This window comes from Sphingomonas sp. Leaf5 (genome assembly GCF_001421155.1).
Lineage (GTDB): Bacteria > Pseudomonadota > Alphaproteobacteria > Sphingomonadales > Sphingomonadaceae > Sphingomonas.
In genome coordinates this window covers 100,460-119,487 of sequence record NZ_LMJZ01000006.1, presented here as the reverse complement: position 1 = coordinate 119,487, position 19,028 = coordinate 100,460, and the positions used below count along the sequence as shown (strand labels likewise).

Genomic DNA, 19,028 nt, shown 5'->3' with positions numbered 1-19,028 from the left:
CTACGCCGACCCCGACGCCATCCCCTGTCGCGACCGTGCGCGAACCGGCCGCCGGCGCGGATTTCGCGACCTCGGTCGAACAACTCTATACCGCCACCCCCAACATCGCCGCCTGCCAGACGGGGCAGTTGAAACCGGCGGTGGGGGTGCGGGTGCTGGCGGTGGTGAATGATATTCGGGCCCGTCACGGCCTGCCTTCCGTCACCTATTCGACTGCCGAGGAAGCGGCGTCGATGCAGTCGGCGTTGATGATGGCTGCCAATGGCCAGCTCAGCCATACGCCGCCGGTCGACTGGAAATGCTATACCGGCGCGGGCGCGACCGCCGCGGGACAGAGCAACATCTATCTCGGCTATGGCTCCGGCCTGCGCTATTCGCAGGATGCCGACATCATGATCGGGTTCCTGACCGACGTCGACAACCTGATCGCCAACAATATCGGGCATCGCCGCTGGCTGCTCTATCCGTTCCTGTCGAGCATCGCCTATGGTCGCGTCGCCGGGAACGAAGCCATTCGCGGGCGCGCCGACGGGGCGTCGATCAAGGTCATCAACACGACCCAGAACACCGCCGGTCCCTTGCCCGATTTCGTGGCCTATCCGTATCAGGATTACCCCACCCGTTATTTCGCCAACGGCGCGCTGCTGTCGTTCACCGTCATCGCCGACAAGAGCCGCAATTTCGGCGCGAACGCGCAGGTTCGTTTCGCCAACGCGGCGATCGTGATCAAGGCACGCGACGGCGCGGCGCTGACCGTGGGCAATATCGCCTATGACAATGACGGATACGGGCTGTCGAACAACCTGCAATGGAGCGTGGCGGGTCTGGCGGCGAACACGACCTATGACGTGACGATCAGCAATGTCGTGGTGGCGGGCACGCCGCGAACCTACAGCTATTATTTCCGCCTGACGCCCTGACCCTTGCGGTGCGCGCGGGCGCACGGGTACGGCATGGCGGATACCGCTGGTGGAGCCGCCATGTCCCGGACGACGTCCCCTTTGCTCAAGGACCTGCTCGGCCCCGGCGCGATCGCGACGATCGCCGATGCCGGCGTCGCAGCGTCACCGCGCTTCGATCGCGAGGCGTTCGTCGCCGCCGCCATGGCCGGGCTCGACGCGCTGTCGGTCATGGAGCGGGTGCGCCATATCGCCGATGCGCTGCATCCCGCCCTGCCCGCCGAATATGCGGCGGCGCTCGACATATTGCGCGCCATGGCACCGCGCCTGACCCATGCGTTTCAGGCGATGGCGATCACCGAATATGTGCCGCGATATGGTCTGGCCGATGCCGACCGGTCGCTGGCAGCGCTGGCCGACCTGACCCGCTTCGGCAGCGCCGAATTCGCGATCCGGCCGTTCCTGGCCCAGGATATCGACGGCACGCTGCGCACGATGCGTCGCTGGGCGGGGCACGACGACGCGCATGTCCGTCGTCTGGCCAGCGAGGGGAGCCGTCCGCGCCTGCCATGGGGCACGCGCATTGCTGCGTTCCGGCAGGACCCGACGCTGGCCGCGCCGATCCTCGATGCGCTGCGGGCCGATCCCAGCGCCTATGTCCGCAAATCGGTCGCGAACCATCTGAACGACATCGGCAAGGATCGACCCGACTGGCTGGTCGCGCACGTTTCGCGCTGGCCGGGCGACGATCCGCATACGGCATGGATCATCCGCCACGCGCTGCGCACGCTGGTGAAACAGGGCGATCCGGCCGCGCTCGAACGGATCGGTGCCAGCCACGATGCCGAGGTCGCCGTCGATCGGTTCGCGATCGAACCCGCGACGATCCGCCTTGGCGAACCGATCGCCATCGACGTGCGCCTGCAATCGACCGCGTCGATCGATCAGCGCGTGGTGGTCGACTACCGGGTCCACTATGCCCGGCCACGCGGCAAGATCGCGTCCAAGGTCTTCAAGCTGAAGACGTTCGATCTGTCGGCTAACGCGGTGGCGACGCTGACGACGCGACAGATGATCCGCGATTTCAGCACGCGGCGGCATTATCCGGGACGCCATATGGTCGAGTTGCTCGTCAACGGCCGGACATGCGCCACCGCGTGGTTCGATCTGGTCGACCAGGGCGGAACGGTTGGTCGGTAGCCAAACGCCATATTGCGGGCCGATGGTCCCTTTCGGACTGGGCGACGGTTCCGGCAAACAGGGCCGCCACCTTTCTTTCCGACCTGTCGCGCTTGCGCAACGGATGCCTGCCATGGTTGGAATGCGGCAGGCACGACGAAAGGAAGCTGAATGACGAACCCCGAACCGCCGGCGATGCAGCCGGCCATCACCTTGTCACGGTTTCTGATTGAACAGCAGCGCCGCGATGCGGAAAGCTGCCCGGCCGAGCTGCGCCTGCTGATCGAAACGGTCGCGCGCGCGTGCAAGACGATCGGCCATGCGATTTCCAAGGGTGCCCTGGGCGATGTGCTCGGCGCGCTGAGCAGCGAGAATGTGCAGGGCGAGGTCCAGAAGAAGCTGGACGTGATCGCCAACGAACTGCTGCTCGACGCCAATGAATGGGGCGGCCATCTGGCGGGCATGGCGTCCGAAGAGATGGAGACGATCCACCGCATCCCCAACCGCTATCCCAAGGGCGAATATCTCCTGCTGTTCGATCCGATCGACGGGTCGAGCAACGTCGATGTCGACCTGTCGGTCGGAACGATCTTTTCGGTGCTGCGCGCGCCCGAGGATTGCGCCGGCCGCGACGTGACCGAGGCCGATTTCCTGCAGGCCGGGCGCGAGCAGGTGGCGGCGGGCTATGCGATCTATGGGCCGCAGACGTTGCTGGTGCTGACCGTCGGCGACGGCGTGTTCGAATTCACGCTGGACCGCGAAGTCGGTTCGTGGCGGCTGACCGACGGGCGGATGCGTATTCCGGCGGGCACCCGCGAATTCGCGATCAACATGGCGCGCCGCCGCCAATGGTCGCCGGACATCGCCCGCTATATCGAGGATCGCATCCAGGGGTCCGAGGGGCCGGGCGGCGTCGATTACAACATGCGCTGGACCGCATCGATGGTCGCGGACATCCACCGCATCCTGAAGCGTGGCGGCGTGTTTCTCTACCCTTCCGACCATCGCGACCCGGGCAAGGCACGACTGCGGTTGCTGTACGAGGCGAACCCGATGGCGATGCTGATCGAACAGGCCGGCGGGAAGGCGACCGATGGCTATCGGTCGATCCTCGATATCGAGCCGGAGGGCCTGCACCAGCGGGTCGGGGTCGTCATCGGCGATGCGTATGAAGTGGATGTCGCCAGCGGCACCGGCGGCTAGGTACTCATACGGACGATTGTCGGAACGATTCCGGTAAGATAGGGGTCGGTCGATCGCAATATACCGCTTCCCTTCTCGTGCCTGTGCGTCGATACCGTTGGGCAAGGGGGGCGGACGCCGCGGGTAGCGGACCGACCCCCCGGTAAAAGGGGGCGGGGATGTTGGCACCGATCGGGCTCGTTGCGATCGTGGCGTTGCTTGCCGCGATGCTGTCCGGGGGCATAGCGCCGCCGGTCGTACCGGTCGCGGGCATGTGTATCGTTGCGGTCCCGTGCTTCGAGGTAAGGACCGATGCCGCTCTGGGCCGGATCAGCGCAGCCTTGGGTTCGGCGCGGCGTTGCGCGCTCGGTAGCGGCGTCACCCGCTCGCTGACGCTCGACGCCGTTGGCACGGTGCCGGGCGGTTCGATGCCGGCGCTGGATATCGAGGCACCGGCATGATGCGCGCCCGCCACGCCGCCGCTCGTTTCGCGAACATCCCCTCGTCTACGGAGTCCTGCCCGATGAACCGCATCGTCAACGCGCTGATCGTCGCCACTGCCCTGACCGCCATCCCCGCCGCCGCGCAGCCCGCCGGTCCGACCGTCCGTACCGTCGACGGTGCCGTGCGCGGTCAGGCCACCGATGGCGTCGAAAGCTGGAAGGGTATTCCCTTCGCCGCCCCGCCGGTCGGCCCGCTACGCTGGCGCGCGCCGCAACCGGCGGCGAAATGGACCGGGGTGCGCGATGCGACCCAATATAGCTCGGACTGCATGCAGAAGCCGTTCCCGAGCGACGCCGCCCCGCTCGGCACCACCCCGGCGGAGGATTGCCTCTACGCCAATGTCTGGCGCCCGGCGGGTGCGAAGGGCAAGCTGCCGGTGCTGGTCTGGATCTATGGCGGGGGCTTCGTGAACGGCGGCGCATCGCCGCCGACCTACGCCGGTGCGAACATGGCGAAGAAGGGGATGGTATTCGTCAGCTTCAACTACCGCCTCGGGCGCTTCGGCACCTTCGCATTGCCGCAACTGACCGCGCAGAACGCCGATGGCGGGCGGCTGGGCAATTACGGGATCATGGATCAGGTCGCGGCGCTGCAATGGGTGAAGCGCAACGTCGCGGCATTCGGCGGCGACCCGGCGAACGTGACCATCTCGGGCGAGAGCGCCGGCGGCATCTCGGTCCATGCGCTCGTTACCTCACCCGAGGCGAAGGGACTGTTCAACAAGGCGGTGGTGATGTCGGGCGGCGATGCGAAGGCGTTCAGCCCCAACACGCTGGCGGATGTCGAGAAGATCGGCGGCAATTTTGCAAAGACCAAGGGGATCGATCCCGCCGCCCCCGACGCACTGCAACGGTTGCGCGCGCTGTCGGCCGAGGACGTGCTCGACGGTCTCAACATGGCGCAGATGTCGGGTCGGGGCGCGGCACCGACCAATTCGGGGCCGTTCGTCGACGGCAAGGTCGTGGTCGACCTGCGCAAGGCCTATGAACAGGGCAATTTCGCGCGGGTGCCGATGATGATCGGGGCGACCAGCGCCGATATCGGCGGCAAGAGCGGTTTCATGATCGCAGGTGGGCGCGAGGCATCGGCGATGATCGCCGACAAGGGCGTGCCCGTCTGGGAGTATCGTTTTTCCTATGTCGCGGATTCGGTCGGGCAGGGCGGCGCGCAACACGCGACCGATATCCCCTATTTCTTCGACAACACCCGGATCAAATATGGTGCGCAGACGACCGCGAAGGACGAAGGGGTGGGTCGGGCGATGAGCGGCTACCTCGGCAATTTCGTCAAGCGGGGCGACCCGAACGGCGGCGGGCTGCCGGGGTGGCCGCGCTATACCCGTGCCAGCGACACGCTCGCCGACTTCGCCGCCGACGGCAAGGTCGTGGTCGCGCGCGACCCGTGGGGTGCGGACATCGACCGCCTGTCACAGGCACTGGCGGCCGCCAAGGCATCGGGGCGCTATACCACGCTGACGACGCCGATCGGCGAGTTGCTCGACAATCCCGCGACCCGCGCGGTGCTGGAACGGCATGTGCCGGCGTTCCTGAAGAACCCGCAGCTCGACATGGCGCGGGGCACGACGCTGTACGGGCTGCAGACCTATCTGCCCGACCAGTTTACCGACCCGTTGCTGGCGACGATCGACCGCGATCTCGCGACCGTGCCGGTCAAGAAGTAGGGGGACGAACAGCGCGAGGGTGCGATGGTCGCCGGTGCACGGATGCCGGCGGCCAGCGCGAAAGACTGCCGCCGCGTTGCCGGCGTCCCGCCCCGCCTACACCGCCTTTTTCAGCGGCTCGGGTTTCTTGTCGTCCGGCAGGATCTTGTTGAGATGTTCATGCACCATGCGCTGGTTGAACGGCTTGGTGATGAACGTCGCCCGCTCCGGCATGTCGCCTTCGGCGGGGGAGACATGACCGGACGCGATGACGATCTCGATCTGCGGCCACCGCACCGCGACCTGTCGCGCGAGCGCGAAACCGTTTATCGATCCCGGCATGTCGACGTCGGAAAACAGGAGCACCGTACTTTCCCAATGTTCCTCAAGCAGGACGACCGCTTCATCGCCGTCGAAGCTTTCATGAACACGGAACCCGGCATCCTCAAGGATATAGGTCGTCTCCATCATGATGATCGGGTCGTCCTCGACGACGATGGCATAGGGAACGGTGGACAGGGTCATGACGGTTCAACCGCCATGGACCATCGGAGTTTCCATCGCCGACGTCGTTTCCGGGCACGGCGGTCGTCGGGCGCATGGCAACGGGTCTGAACCGGCCGATCGCCGCCGAGGTTGCGAAGTGCCGGGACGTGTGAAATCGTTATCGCCATGGTCCTTCACGGCGTTCATGATTCATATCTCGTCATCCTGTCGACGATCGTCGCGATCATCGCCGCCTTCACCGCGCTCACCCTCGCCGGACGGGTTCGCGAGTCGCGGGATCGTGCCCGGCGCGTGTGGCTGGCCAGCGCGGCGACGGCGCTGGGCGGCGGCATCTGGTCGATGCACTTCGTCGCGATGCTCGCCTTCAGCATGCCGGGCATGGTCGTGCGCTACGACCTCGTGCCGACCCTCGTCTCGCTGGCGCTCGCGATCGGCTTTACGGGCGGCGGCCTTGCGCTGATCGACTGGTCGGCACCGACGACGCGCCGGACGCTGGTCGCGGGCGTCCTGATCGGTGCGGGTGTCGCGACGATGCACTATGTCGGCATGGCGGCGATGCGGATGCCGGCCATCGTCCGCTACGATCCGTTATGGGTGGCGATCTCGGTCATTGTCGCGATCGGTGCCGCCACCGGCGCGGTCCGGCTCGCGACGCGGGACCAGCAGGTCGGTCGCCGCGCCATCGCCGCCGTGGTGATGGGCATGGCAATCGCCGGCATGCACTATTCGGGCATGTATGCCGCGACGTTCACGCAGGCGCACGCGCCCGATGTCGCCGCAGGCGGCGTGACGGGTCTGCATCCGGCGTTTCTGGCCACGGCGATCAGCCTCGTCACGCTGATCGTGCTGTTGCTGGCGCTGGCGGCGGTGCAACTGGAGCGCGTGCTGCGGGGCATGGCGCGTCGGGAAACGCGCGTCCGCTTCTTCAGCGATCTCAACGATCGGCTGTTCGTCGCCGGCCGCGCGACGGAGGCGATGACCATCGCCACGACCGCGCTCGGGACCGTGCTCGGCGCTTCGCGTTGCGCCTATGCCGATGTGCATGCCGATGGCGACCGCTTCTGGATCCGCAGCGATTATACGGCCCCCGAGCATGACAGTTCGGCCGGCGAATACAGTCTCGATCGCTTCGGGCCGGATGCGGCGGCGGCGCTCCGGTCCGGATCGCCGATCGTCCTGCGCGACATCGCTGTGGACATCGGTCCGGGCGACGGGCGCGAAATGTTTCACGCGATCGGCATCAACGCGATCATCTGCTGTCCGCTCATCAAGGACGGTCGGCTCGCCGCGATGATGGCGGTCCATCAGGATCGCGCGCGGCGGTGGACCGTCGAGGAGATCGAGCTGGTCAAGGAGGTGGCCGATCGCTGCTGGGTGCATGTCGAGCGGATCGGGGCGGAGGCAAGGCTTCGGACGAGCGAGGAGCGGCTTCGGCTGGCCGTCGACAACGCCGATGTCGGCTTCTGGGACGTCGATCTGGTCGCGGACGAGCTGATCTGGCCACCGCGTACGAAGGCGATGTTCGGCATCGCCCCCGATACGCCGGTCACCCTCAAGGACTTTTACGACGGCCTGCACCCCGACGACCGCGACGTCACGTCGCAGGCGTTCGCCGCCGCGACCGATCCCGCGCGACGGGCGTATTACGACGTCGAATATCGGAGCATCGGCCGGGAAGACGGCGTCATCCGGTGGGTGTCGGCCAAGGGGCGCGGTATCTTCGACGATCAGGGCAACTGCATCCGGGTGGCCGGCACCGCGCTGGAGATCACCGCGCGCAGGGAGGCGCAGGACGCGCTGCGCGAGCTCAACGCAACGCTGGAGGCGCGGGTCGACGCGGCGATCCGCGCGCGCGAGGAGGCGCAGGCGGCGCTGCGTCAAAGCCAGAAGATGGAGGCGATGGGCCAGTTGACCGGCGGCGTCGCGCACGACTTCAACAACCTGCTCACCCCCATCCTCGGCAGCCTCGACATGCTGCAGCGCAAGGGGCTGGGCAACGAGCGTGAGCGGCGGCTGATCGACGGCGCGGTGCAATCGGCGGAACGTGCGCGGACGCTGGTGCAACGGCTGCTGGCGTTCGCGCGGCGGCAGCCGCTGCAACCCGTGCCGGTCGATGTCGCGGCGCTGATCGAGGGCATGGGGGACCTGGTGGCGAGCACGACCGGGCCGCAGATCCGGGTGATCGTCGATGCCCCGGCCGATCTGCCGCCGGCCAAGGCGGACCCGAACCAGCTCGAAATGGCGATCCTTAACCTTGCGGTGAATGCGCGCGACGCCATGCCGGACGGTGGCACGCTGCGCATTTCGGCAAGCCGCGAATCGAACCGGACGGCGCATCGCGCCAACCTGCGGACCGGCCATTATCTGCGCCTGTCGGTCGCCGATACGGGGCTGGGGATGGACAGCGAAACGCAGGCACGGGCGATCGAACCGTTCTTTTCCACCAAGGGGGTGGGCAAGGGGACCGGGCTGGGCCTGTCCATGGTCCATGGCCTTGCCTCGCAGCTGGGCGGGGCGCTCACCATCCAGAGCAGCCCGGGTCTGGGCACCAATGTCGAACTGTGGCTACCGCAGAGCGCGACGGCGGCCGAAGCCGGTCGGGTGCCGGACGCCATCGCACCGACGACCGCATCGGGGGTGGTGCTAGTGGTCGACGATGAGCGGCTGGTGCGGATGAGCACCGCCGAGATGCTGTCCGACCTCGGCTATGCCGTTATCGAAGCCGAGTCTGGCGAAGCCGCGATGCGGTTCGTCGAGGAAGGCCGGCCCTTCGACCTCGTCGTCACCGACCATTTGATGCCCGGCATCAGCGGGACCGATCTGATCCGGCGGATCCGGACGCTGCGGCCGGGAACGCCGACGCTTCTCGTATCGGGCTATGCCGATATCGAGGGGCTCGACCCGGCCTTGCCGCGATTGAGCAAGCCGTTCCGCAAGGACGAACTGGCGGCCGGTCTTCGCGAGGCACAGTCGGTTCGCATGACGGCCGAGGTGCCTGCCGGCGTCTGATTTCGGCGCAGCCTTAGTGGGGACGAGCCGATCGGCAGCAGATCACTTCGGGGCGGAAATACGACCTTCCCGCCCCCAAGCGTGATCGGTTATGGGATCACGGGTGTCCTGCCGTGTGGACGGGTTCACGCTTCGCAGCCACCCCGCCTTGCGACAGCGAGCAGGGCGCTGCCCGCAACACCGGATTGCACCGCTCCATGACGCCACCGGGCAGTGTCACCTTGAAGTCGACTCCCGACCGCAGGGGCGCACCGGGATAATAGTCGGTGCTGACCGCCTGCGCCCCGCTCGCCGCCGCTGCCTCGGCGCGGGTGTGGCTGCCGGTACGGGCGTCGGTGGTCGGCAGGTCGCTGCGTGTCCGCACGATCACGCCCTGCCGTACCCAGTCGCGGATTCTGGCCCCGTCGACCAGCGGGTCCTGCACGATCTGCACCACCCCTTCGGCGGTGGCGGTGTCATACCATCCGAAGATCGGACGCCCCCGCAGCGAAGGGTGGCCGGTACGATAGAGCTCGCCGACCTCCGGCCGCACGTCGAGGACGAAATACAGCTGTCCGCGCGTGCGATCCAGCATCGGCCAGCCCTGTGTGCGGACGCCGTCGCGCAGGGTCGGCGCGGTCCCGCGCACCTCGTCCGGCGTGACGATCCTGCCGGGTGCCAGCGTCGTGCGGATCTCGTCGTCCAGCGCGTTCAGCAGCGGCGCGGTGAGCGGGAGCGGATCGGTGATCCCGGCGCGTCCCGACGGCCGGTCGGCGGCGTTGATCGTAATCATGATCGGCAGATGGCGCGGATGCGCGCGCGACCAGTCGTCGATTTCCTTCAGGCACCGGCGAAAGGTGACGCAGCCCGACAGATAGTCGACGTCGGGAATGTGGAACACCTTGAACCCCGGCCGCAGCATCGCCGCACGATCGAACCCGGTCGCTTCGCCCGCCGCCCTTGCCAGCCGTTCGCCGGCGGGGTCGGCATAGCGCCCGCCCGCCGGGTCGGCGAAGATATCGAGTTCGAGCTGGCGTACGCCGCGATCAAGCTGCGCGGTCAGCGACAGATGGTCATAATCCAGCGCATCGGCCTCCGCCGGCGATCGCGTCCGGATCGCCGCCATCACCGCACCGGGGATGCGGCGCTTGAAGCTGTTGTGCGAGCCAACGACCTGTACGTCGTTCATCCGCAGCGGCGGGCGCGGGGCCGCCGCTGTGCAGGCGACGGCGGCAGCCAGCAGGGCGGCGATGCGCATCAGAACGCGGTGCGCACGCCGAACAGGATCGTCCGGCCGTAATAGTTGATCTCGCCGAACCGGGCCTTGCTGTCGTTATAGGTATATTGCCGCGCCCCGGCGAGGTTGATCCCTTCGAGGCTGACGGTCACCTGATCGTTCGCGCGCAGCGACAGATTGCCGTCGAGCGAGCCGAACGCATCGACATAGGTCGGTGCCTGCGTCGTGCTGCCGGTGCCCGAGAGATATTTGTCGCGCCAGACATAGGACAGGCGCGCCGATACCGGACCGTTGTCGTAGAAGCCGACTAGATTGAAGCTGTTCTTCGACAGGCCGAGCAGCTGGTCGCGGATCGTCCGCGATCCCGCGGTATATTCCGCCTGTACCGAGGTGTGGGTGTACGACCCCTGCATCCCGAGACCATTTAGCGGCGCGGGCAGGAAGCTGAACACCTGCGTATAGGCCACTTCCGCACCATATACCTTGGCCCGGCCGCCGTTCACCTGTGTCGCGAGGCGGACGAGGCCACGGCCGGGGATCGTGATCTCGGTATTCTGCTGGGTGATGTAATCGTCCAGCGTCTTGTAGAATACTGCGCCCGACAACATGCCCGTGCGCGCGAAATACCATTCAAGCGACCCGTCGACCTGGGTGGCGAGGAAGGGAACGAGTTCCGGATTGCCGCCGCTTGCCGTCGGGGCATCGGTCGACACCGTGATGCGCGGGGCCGTGTCGGTGACGTTCGGCCGGGTCAGCACCCGGCTGGCCGCCAAGCGCGCGACCAGCGTCGGCTGCAGCTCGGCGCGTAGGTTGAAGCTTGGCAGGACGTTATTGAACGTCTTGGGAAAGCTAACCGGCGTGAAGGTCGTGCCGCTGGTCAGCGTCCCGCTCGACACCTGATCGGTGTGAACATAGCGCGCGCCGATATTGCCGGTGATGGGCACGCCGCCGACGCCGAAGTCGTAATCGGCGCGGACATAGGCGGCGGCGATCTTTTCGGTGACCACGAACGACGACCGGCGATCGCCGAGCGTCAGGGCGCTATTTTCGACAGCAGGCGTGAAGAACCGTGCGAGATACGCCTCGGTCACCGGCACCAGCCAGTTGCGCGGGGCATTGCCGTCGACGCCTTTCAGGAAATCGTCGTACGGCATCGCCTCATACCCGCCGCCGCCCAGGACGGCGAGCGGGGTGCCGCTGGCGGGATTGACGTTGTAGTCGCGCCGGAAATAGTCCCGCTTGCGCCAGTGATATTCGCCGCCGGCCGCCAGTTTCGACAGGAAGCCATCGAAATCGCGCGCCACGTCGCCGCGGACATAGCTGTCCCAGTCCTTGCTGTCCTTGGGCGCGATATTGAACGGGTAGAGGGCGTAGCTGGCCGGATTGGTGACATCGACGGTGGTCGTGAAGGTCGGCATGACCTTGTACCCACCGCGCGCATCATAGGTGAGCGGCCCGTTGAAGAAGGCGCGACTGCGCACCGTGCCCCGGCGATAATCGGGATGATAGCTGTGCGCGCTCGACCAGTTGCCGTTCAGCGACAGGTGCCAGCGGTCGGGATTCCACACCTGCTTCAACCCGATGGTCAGCAGGTCGTGGCGGTTCAGGCTGTATTCGCGCGACGCCATGAACCGGGCGCGGTTGATCGTCGCGGCGACCAGCGTGTCGCCTTCGATCACGGCCGACCCCGGCACGACCGACGTCCCCGAATCGTCCGGATAGATATCGAGGCCGAATTCGTCATAGGCGACGTCGAGCTGCGTCGCGAGGATGTCGAGCGTCGTTTCCAGTTCGGGCGACGGCCGCCACTGCGCCGAGACGATGCCCGACACGCGTTTGCGGTCCTCGGTCTCGACGGTCGGGCGGGTGCGCGTCGGCGAATACAGCCCGGCGGCAAGGCCACCCGCGCCGGCCGCCGTGTAGCGGTTCAGCAGCCATCCGAAATTCATGAAGCGATCGTTGCGGACCGTCTTGCCCCAATATTGCACGCCGGCCAGCACGCCGAAGGTGCCGTCATCGTTCTTGGCACTGGTCAGCGCGGTCATGTTCGGGCGGACGTCATGGGTCTGCGACGTGTAGGTGCCGCGCAGGTTGATCGTCGTGGTGTTGCCGGTGTCGAGCGGATGGAAGGTCTTGACGTCGATATTGCCGCCCAGCGCCCCTTCGACCATGTCGGCGGTCGGCGTCTTGATGACGTCGATGCTGGCGGTGAATTCGGCGGGCAGCATTTCGAACCGGAACTGCCGTCCCTGCGCGCCGCCATTTTCGATCAGGTCGTTGAGCGCGACGCTGCGCCCGTTGAGCTGCGTGTTCTGGAACTGCGGTCCCAGACCGCGGACGCTGACGTACAGCCCCTCGCCGCGCGGGCGAGTGATGGCGACGCCGGGGATCAGCTGCAACGCTTCGGCGACGTTCTGCGTCGGGAATTTGCCGATGTCGGTCGAATTGATCGAATCGACGCCGTACGCGGCGCGGCGCTTGGTCTCGATCGCCGCCGACAGGCTGCGCGCATAGCTGCCGTTGACGACGATTTCGGCATCCGCCTCCGGATCGGTTCCGGCCGTGCTCTCGGCGGTCTGCGCATGGGCGGCGAACGGCGTGGCGACGACGAAGGCAAGCGCGGTCGTGGCGCGAAGCAGGCGCAGAAACGGTAACATGCAATTCCCCTTTGGACGGCGGATATCGCGTACCGTCCTGTTCGGGGCCGCTAACCGCTGTCCATTTCACCTTGGTGACGGAGCCGCGTCAGATTATTTGCAGGCTGAAATGAAGGGCGCGAGCGACGGTGGCCGGCACCGCCCTTCAGACGGACGTTACCTCGACGGTCAGATGCTCGAGTTCGTGCACGGGCTGGAGCCGACGCCGGATCTCGCCGGGGTCGACATTGCCCGTCGCGGCGACGCTGACGATGGCGGAACGTGCGTCGGGTCCGACCCGCCAGACGTGGAGGTCGACGATCCTCGCGTCGCCGATTTCGACGCATTCCCGGACCTCCTGCGCGACATGGTCGTCGGTCCGGTCGAGCAGGACCCCGGCGGTATCGCGCATCAGCGACCACGACCAGCGTGCGATCACGATCCCGCCGACGATCCCCATGACCGGGTCCATCCAGATCCAGCCGAGATAACGTCCCGCGAGCAAGGCCGCGATCGCCAGCACCGACGTCAACGCATCCGCCAGAACATGGACATAGGCCGAGCGCATATTGTTGTCGCCGCCATGGCCATGATGATGGCCGTGGTGATCGTGGCCGTGATGGTGACCGTGATGATGTCCATGATCGTGCCCATGCCCGCCGGACAGCAGAAAGGCGGAAGCGATGTTGACCAGCAGGCCGAGCGCCGCGATCCATGTAGCCTCACCGAACGCGACGTCGATCGGTTGGAACAGGCGCAGGATCGATTCGACGCCGATCCCCAGCGCGACCAGCCCGAGGACCATGGCGGAGGCGAAACCGGCAAGGTCGCCGACCTTGCCGGTTCCGAAACTATAGGCGCTGCTGTGCGCGTGACGCTTCGCATAGGCATAGGCGGCGGCCGCGATGCCGAGCGCGCCGGCATGGGTCGCCATGTGGAACCCATCGGCCAGCAGCGCCATCGATCCCGTGAGATAGCCCGCGGCAATCTCGCCGATCATCATCGCGGCGGTCAGCAGGACGACCCACACCGTCCGGCGCGCGTTCGCATCGTGCGCCGCGCCGAGGAAGACATGGTCGTGCCGGAGGTGTTCGGTATCGGGCAGCATCGCGGTCGGCCCCTTCACTTGGCGTACCGGCGGATGACGGTCATCAGGTCGTCGGCACCCTTGCGGCGTTCCTCAGCCGACAGCCGGTCGTCGGCGACATGCGCCTCTAAGTGTTCGACGATGATCTCGTCGAGCAGGCCGTTCACCGCGCCGCGTACGGCGGCAACAAGGTGGAGAACTTCCGCACAGTCGGCGTCGGTTTCCAGTTTCCGTTCGACCGCGTTGACCTGCCCCGCGATCCGCTTCACGCGGGCGAGCAGCGCCTCGCGATGATCGTTGATATGCGCCATTTTCTTTCCTCACGCGGCCGGTCGGGCAGGGCACAGCTTCTCGCTGGTGCCAACGGGCCGTATAGTATAGGGGGATACCCTATGCAACGGGATGGATGTTGATGCGCTCGCCTTGTGTCGAACTCTGCGGTTTCGATGCCCGTACCGGTTGGTGTCGGGGGTGTGGACGTACGCGCGACGAAGTCCGGCGCTGGCGCAATCTGCGGCCGGGCGATGCCCGTCGGGTCGCGAGCGATCTGCCGCATCGTCTGACGAAGCTGGCGTCGCGTATTGGCGAGGAGGATGCGCGCTGATGTTCTACCTTGTCGTCAAGGCGCTGGTGTCGGGTATCCTGATCGCGGCTGCATCCGAAGTGGCGAAGCGGTTTCCGGGCTTCGGCGCGCTGATCGCCTCGCTGCCGCTGGTGTCGGTGCTCGGCATGATCTGGCTGTGGCGCGACAAGCCCGATGCCGAGAACATGGCCGCGCATGCCGGGGCGACCTTCTGGTACGTCCTCCCGTCGCTGCCGATGTTCCTGCTCATCCCCGCGCTTTTGCGGGCGGGGTTGCCGTTCTGGCTGGCGCTGACCCTGGGGTGCATCCTGACGATCGTGCTCTACTCGGCGATGACCGTGCTGGCACCGCGGTTCGGGCTGCGCCTGTGATGTGGGGGGCATTCCCGCCGTGGTTCCCCGTTCGCGACTGCCGTCATCACCGGACGGATCACGCAGCCACCACGGCGGAGTAGATAAGCCTCGTATCTGCAGCGGCGCGGATGCGCCGTTGCAGACAGGGCTGTCTCTATTCTTCGCTTGCGGCCGCGCCGCGCGGCTTGCGACCGAGGCCGATCGTCTTGGCCATCGCCCGACGGCTTTCGCTGTAGGTCGGCGCGACCATCGGATAGTCGGCCTTCAGATTGTATCGCTTGCGATATTCGTCCGCGGTCAGGCCGTTGCTCGAAAGATGGCGACGCAGCGTACGATAGGGCTTTCCGTCGATCATCGACAGGATGTGGTCCGGCGAAGCAAGCGATTTGCGCACCGACACTGCCGGCACATATTCCTCGTTCTCGTGCCGCGTTTCGGCGACGGCGGTCTCGGGCGCGTCGAGCTTCGTCAACGTGTCGTGCATCGCCTGAAGGAATGCCGGTACGTCGGTCGTGGTCACGCGCGTATTGGAATTGCCGAGCCACGCTATCGTCAGTTCGGTTGCGAGTTCGATCGTGTTCGTTACTTCGGTCATTCGGTTACATCCGGTACTATTGTTATGTTTACATTAGATCGAAATGATACGGATTCAATATCTACACCTGTATCCGGATCGGATTAAAGGCTGATCCCGCGTTTCATCATTTCGAATTTGGCGATTTCCTTGAGCGGATTGTCCGCCTTCGCATCGAAGATATCGGCAAGATCGAGAAGGTCGTCATTGTCGAGCGCCACGATCGCAGCTTCGATGGCGACGACACGCTGCTCGGTCCGTTCGCTTTTTTCAGCGATCCGCTTCATTCTGGTTCTCAGCATATTGCATGTCCTATGCGGCCGTTTTGCCATATCGTCCAGTGCAATACGACCTCCGCCAGGCTTGTTCCCGCAATCGATCTTGATTCGTAGCGGGTGCCGCTGTCGTTAGTCGGGATTACGGCCGATCGATCGACGCGTCATACTGTCGGAGGCCGCTTCGCCGAATATTGGGAACGGCGTTTTTCTGCCCGGATTGCGCCGCTATTAACCGCGATCGACGTTGCGTCGGTCGTCGGCGACCGACAATGCTTTCCTTCGACCACAATTCTGTCGGCCATTCGGATGGTACAAGGGTGGGGCTTTTGTCGAAAGGTCTTGTGCGATGGTCGTCCGACCGCGAAGCGAGACGCGCCGAACGCCATCTTGCCCGCATGGTCCCGTTCGCCGATAGTCAGGACGTCGCGGCGCGATGGGTCGGGGCTAACAATTCGGCTCCCGCCGTATGAACAAACGCCGTATAAACAAACATTGTCAGGAAGAGGATGACCGATATCGTGCAGCATTCGTGGCTTTCACCGCGTACCGGTTGGAACGCCGGCCTCGCCGTGTTCGCGATCGGGCTGATCACCGGCTGTTCCGGCACCGGCAATGCGTCGGGAAGCGTGTCGGCCCCGCCAACCGCGACGGTCACGCCGACACCGACACCGATACCGGTCGCGACGCCGTCACCGACGATGACCGCGACGCAGTTCGCCGCGCAGATGGTGCCCGGCTGGAACCTCGGTAACTCGCTGGAGGCGATCGGTGGCGCGCCCGCCCCGACGACCGTCTCGCAGGAGACGGCATGGGGCAATCCGGCGGTATCGCAGGCGCTGTTGAACGCGGTCGCCGCGGCGGGTTTCAAGAGCATCCGCGTGCCCGTTTCGTGGAAACAATATGCCGACGCCAACGACCGGATCGGGGCGGCATGGTTCGACCGCGTCGCGCAGGTGGTCGATCAGGCGCGCCAGGCCGGGCTGATCGTCATTATCAACGTCCATTGGGACGGGGGCTGGCTGCAACCGACCTATGCCGATCAGGCGGCAGCCAATGCGCGGCTCAAGACCTTCTGGACGCAGATCGCGACCCGGTTCCGCGATCAGGACGACCGCCTGTTGTTCGCGGGTACCAACGAAGTCATGGTCAAGGACAATTACAACGCGCCAACCGCCGAACATTGCGCCGTACAGAATGGTTTCAACAAGGTCTTCGTCGACGCGGTGCGCGCGACCGGCGGCGGCAATGCCAGCCGCTATCTGATCGTGCAGGGCTATAATACCAACATCGACCACACCATCGCGTGCAACGCCACGCTGCCGACCGACAGCGTTGTCGGACGGATGATGATGGAGGTGCATTATTACGACCCCTATGATTTCGCGCTGAACGAGAAGAGCGCTATCTGGCAATGGGGCGCGGGCGCGACCGACCCGAAGGCCGTTCAGGCGTGGGGGAACGAAGAGGGGGTCGATGCGGCGTTCCGGAAGGTGAAGGTGACCTTCGCCGACCGGGGCATTCCCGTCATTCTGGGCGAATATGGCGCGATCGCCAAGACGGAGTATGATCCGGCCGGCAAGTACCGGACCGCATGGGACCGTTATGTCACCCGGTCGGCGGTGCAGCACGGCATGGTCCCGATCTATTGGGACAATGGTCCGACCGGCAATCACACCCTCGGCCTGTTCGATCGCGCGGCGGCCCGCGTGGTCCATGCCGATATCGTCGAGGCCATCGTGCAGGCAGCGAAATGATGACCGTTCCGACGGGCGGTTTCCTGCGACGCGCGATGCTCGCCCCGGCGATGGCGTTGGGGCTGATCGTGACGCCGGCGAGCAGCGTCCCGGGGACGGCGCAACGTGCGGCGGCGCGCGCGATCGTTATCGACGTGCGCGGGGACACCACACCGCGCGATCGCATGGCGCAGATGTCGATCGGGTCCGACTTCCCCGGCACGCTGATCCGCGAGGACAGTCTGGCACAGCTGGCGACGGTGCAGAAGGAGCTGCGGTTCCGCTACATCCGGTTCCATCACGTCTTCGCCGACGAACTGGGTACCTATCGCGAGCAGAATGGCAGGCCGGTCTATGACTGGACGCGGCTGGACCAGCTCTACGACCGGCTGCTCGGCATGGGGCTGAAACCGTTCGTCGAGCTCGGCTTCACCCCCGATGCGATGAAACAGTCGAACCAAACCATCTTCTACTGGAAGGGCAATACCTCGCATCCGCAGCCGGAGAAGTGGACGGCGCTGGTCGATGCGTTCGTGCGGCATATGATCGCGCGCTACGGCCAACAGGAAGTCCGCAGCTGGTATTTCGAATTCTGGAACGAGCCCAATCTGGCCGGCTTCTGGGAAAAGGGCGACCAGCAGGCCTATTTCGACTATTACGGCCGCACCGCGCGGACGATCAAGGCGATCGACCCCGCGTTGCGCGTCGGCGGACCGTCGACCGCGGGTGCCGCGTGGGTGCCCGAATTCCTGCGCTATGTGGAGCGCGAGAAGCTCCCGATCGATTTCGTCACGACGCATACCTATGGCGTCGAAGGCGGGTTCCTCGATGAAAAGGGCGAAGGCGACAACAAGCTGTCGCGCAACCCCGACGCGATCGTCAACGACGTCCGCAAGGTGCGCGGGGAGATCGACGCGACGCGCTATGCCGGCCTGCCGCTGTTCTTCACCGAATGGAGCACCAGCTACAATCCACGCGATCCGATCCACGACGATTATCTGGGTGCCGCCTATATCCTGTCCAAGCTGCGCCGGACCGAGGGTCTGGTGCAGGGCATGAGCTATTGGACCTACAGCGATCTGTTCGAGGAGCCCGGGCCGCAGCGCAAGCCGTTCGAGGGCGGCTTCGGGCTGATGAACCCGCAGGGCATTCGCAAGGCGGCGTGGTTCGCGTACAAATATCTGGCGGAACTGGGCGACCGGGAACTCCGGACCGGCGACGATGCGAGCATCGCGACGTTGCGGGGCAACGCGTTGCAGGTGCTGGCGTGGCGCGACGTGCTGCCCGATCAAGAAGTCAGCAACCGGCCGTTCTTCACCAAAATCCGCCCGCCGGCCGCCGCACCGGACCTGACGATTCAGGCGCTCGGGTTGAAGCCGGGGTCCTATCGCCTGTCGGTTCGGCGAACGGGATATGAACGCAACGACGCCTATACCCGCTACCTTCAGATGGGCAGCCCGACGAAATTGACGTCGGCGCAACTCGGCGCGCTGCAATCGCTGACGAAGGACAATGCCGTCGTCCGTAGCATCGCCGTCGGGCGCGACGGCGTCACGCGCGTCGATCTACCGATGCACGATCACGACGTCGTGATGATCGAACTGACCAGATCGTAACGCGCTTCGACG

Annotated in this window: 17 protein-coding genes; 10 read left to right on the top strand and 7 right to left on the bottom strand. The window is 65.7% G+C overall.

The annotated features are described in order from the left end of the window. Positions 1-35 precede the first annotated feature (35 nt). From ASE50_RS06595 to ASE50_RS06575, 5 genes are all read left to right on the top strand, one after another. Positions 36-920: a CAP domain-containing protein gene (locus ASE50_RS06595; protein WP_056397388.1), complete on the top strand. Its 885-nt coding sequence runs from the start codon at positions 36-38 to the stop codon at positions 918-920. 60 nt (positions 921-980) lie between these two features. Beyond that, positions 981-2,099, top strand: a complete 1,119-nt coding sequence (locus ASE50_RS06590; RefSeq protein WP_056397385.1) for a DNA alkylation repair protein — start codon at positions 981-983, stop codon at positions 2,097-2,099. A 174-nt stretch (positions 2,100-2,273) separates the two neighbouring features. Next, positions 2,274-3,281: a class 1 fructose-bisphosphatase gene (locus ASE50_RS06585; RefSeq protein WP_056397692.1), complete on the top strand. Its 1,008-nt coding sequence runs from the start codon at positions 2,274-2,276 to the stop codon at positions 3,279-3,281. A 158-nt stretch (positions 3,282-3,439) separates the two neighbouring features. Then, positions 3,440-3,721: a hypothetical protein gene (locus tag ASE50_RS06580; RefSeq protein WP_056397382.1), complete on the top strand. Its 282-nt coding sequence runs from the start codon at positions 3,440-3,442 to the stop codon at positions 3,719-3,721. A 62-nt stretch (positions 3,722-3,783) separates the two neighbouring features. Beyond that, positions 3,784-5,445 carry a carboxylesterase/lipase family protein gene (locus ASE50_RS06575; RefSeq protein ID WP_056397378.1) on the top strand — a complete coding sequence of 554 codons (1,662 nt, stop codon included), beginning with the start codon at positions 3,784-3,786 and terminating at the stop codon, positions 5,443-5,445. 96 nt (positions 5,446-5,541) lie between these two features. On the opposite strand, the gene ASE50_RS06570 is transcribed toward ASE50_RS06575, so the two are convergent. Then, complete coding sequence (locus tag ASE50_RS06570; RefSeq protein WP_056397376.1) at positions 5,542-5,949, bottom strand: response regulator; 408 nt, start codon at positions 5,947-5,949, stop codon at positions 5,542-5,544. A gap of 147 nt (positions 5,950-6,096) precedes the next feature. On the opposite strand from ASE50_RS06570, the gene ASE50_RS18195 reads away from it, so the two are divergent. Further along, positions 6,097-8,940 carry an MHYT domain-containing protein gene (locus tag ASE50_RS18195; protein WP_082438852.1) on the top strand — a complete coding sequence of 948 codons (2,844 nt, stop codon included), beginning with the start codon at positions 6,097-6,099 and terminating at the stop codon, positions 8,938-8,940. Positions 8,941-9,037: 97 nt separating this feature from the next. On the opposite strand, the gene ASE50_RS06560 is transcribed toward ASE50_RS18195, so the two are convergent. The 4 genes from ASE50_RS06560 to ASE50_RS06545 form a co-directional block, all read right to left on the bottom strand. Then, complete coding sequence (locus ASE50_RS06560; protein WP_056397373.1) at positions 9,038-10,177, bottom strand: Ca2+-dependent phosphoinositide-specific phospholipase C; 1,140 nt, start codon at positions 10,175-10,177, stop codon at positions 9,038-9,040. Beyond that, positions 10,177-12,813: a TonB-dependent receptor gene (locus ASE50_RS06555; protein WP_056397370.1), complete on the bottom strand. Its 2,637-nt coding sequence runs from the start codon at positions 12,811-12,813 to the stop codon at positions 10,177-10,179. The genes ASE50_RS06560 and ASE50_RS06555 overlap by 1 nt, the downstream gene beginning before the upstream one ends. Positions 12,814-12,958: 145 nt before the next feature. After that, positions 12,959-13,900 (bottom strand): CDF family Co(II)/Ni(II) efflux transporter DmeF, encoded by a 942-nt coding sequence (gene dmeF, locus ASE50_RS06550; RefSeq protein ID WP_056397686.1) that lies wholly within the window; start codon positions 13,898-13,900, stop codon positions 12,959-12,961. A 14-nt stretch (positions 13,901-13,914) separates the two neighbouring features. Continuing rightward, a complete protein-coding gene (locus ASE50_RS06545) occupies positions 13,915-14,190 on the bottom strand; it encodes a metal/formaldehyde-sensitive transcriptional repressor (RefSeq protein WP_056397367.1) in 276 nt (91 codons plus the stop codon). Between the two features lie 95 nt (positions 14,191-14,285). On the opposite strand from ASE50_RS06545, the gene ASE50_RS06540 reads away from it, so the two are divergent. Then, a complete protein-coding gene (locus tag ASE50_RS06540) occupies positions 14,286-14,483 on the top strand; it encodes a DUF1289 domain-containing protein (protein ID WP_056397361.1) in 198 nt (65 codons plus the stop codon). Next, positions 14,483-14,833, top strand: a complete 351-nt coding sequence (locus ASE50_RS06535) for a DUF3147 family protein (RefSeq protein ID WP_056397359.1) — start codon at positions 14,483-14,485, stop codon at positions 14,831-14,833. The genes ASE50_RS06540 and ASE50_RS06535 overlap by 1 nt, the downstream gene beginning before the upstream one ends. Positions 14,834-14,969: 136 nt before the next feature. Here the strand turns inward: ASE50_RS06535 and ASE50_RS06530 are convergent, their stop codons facing one another. Then, positions 14,970-15,410 carry a MucR family transcriptional regulator gene (locus ASE50_RS06530; protein ID WP_056397356.1) on the bottom strand — a complete coding sequence of 147 codons (441 nt, stop codon included), beginning with the start codon at positions 15,408-15,410 and terminating at the stop codon, positions 14,970-14,972. Between the two features lie 83 nt (positions 15,411-15,493). Then, positions 15,494-15,676 carry a hypothetical protein gene (locus ASE50_RS06525; RefSeq protein ID WP_056397353.1) on the bottom strand — a complete coding sequence of 61 codons (183 nt, stop codon included), beginning with the start codon at positions 15,674-15,676 and terminating at the stop codon, positions 15,494-15,496. 497 nt (positions 15,677-16,173) lie between these two features. Here ASE50_RS06525 and ASE50_RS06520 point away from each other — a divergent pair, with 497 nt between their 5' ends. Both ASE50_RS06520 and ASE50_RS06515 read left to right on the top strand, forming a co-directional pair. Continuing rightward, positions 16,174-17,421, top strand: coding sequence for a glycoside hydrolase family 5 protein (locus tag ASE50_RS06520; RefSeq protein ID WP_056397350.1), 1,248 nt, complete (start codon positions 16,174-16,176; stop codon positions 17,419-17,421). Beyond that, on the top strand, positions 17,421-19,016 hold the full coding sequence (locus tag ASE50_RS06515; protein ID WP_235512221.1) for a GH39 family glycosyl hydrolase: 1,596 nt from the start codon (positions 17,421-17,423) through the stop codon (positions 19,014-19,016). Before ASE50_RS06520 ends, ASE50_RS06515 begins: the two co-directional genes overlap by 1 nt. The last annotated feature ends 12 nt before the right edge of the window (positions 19,017-19,028 follow it).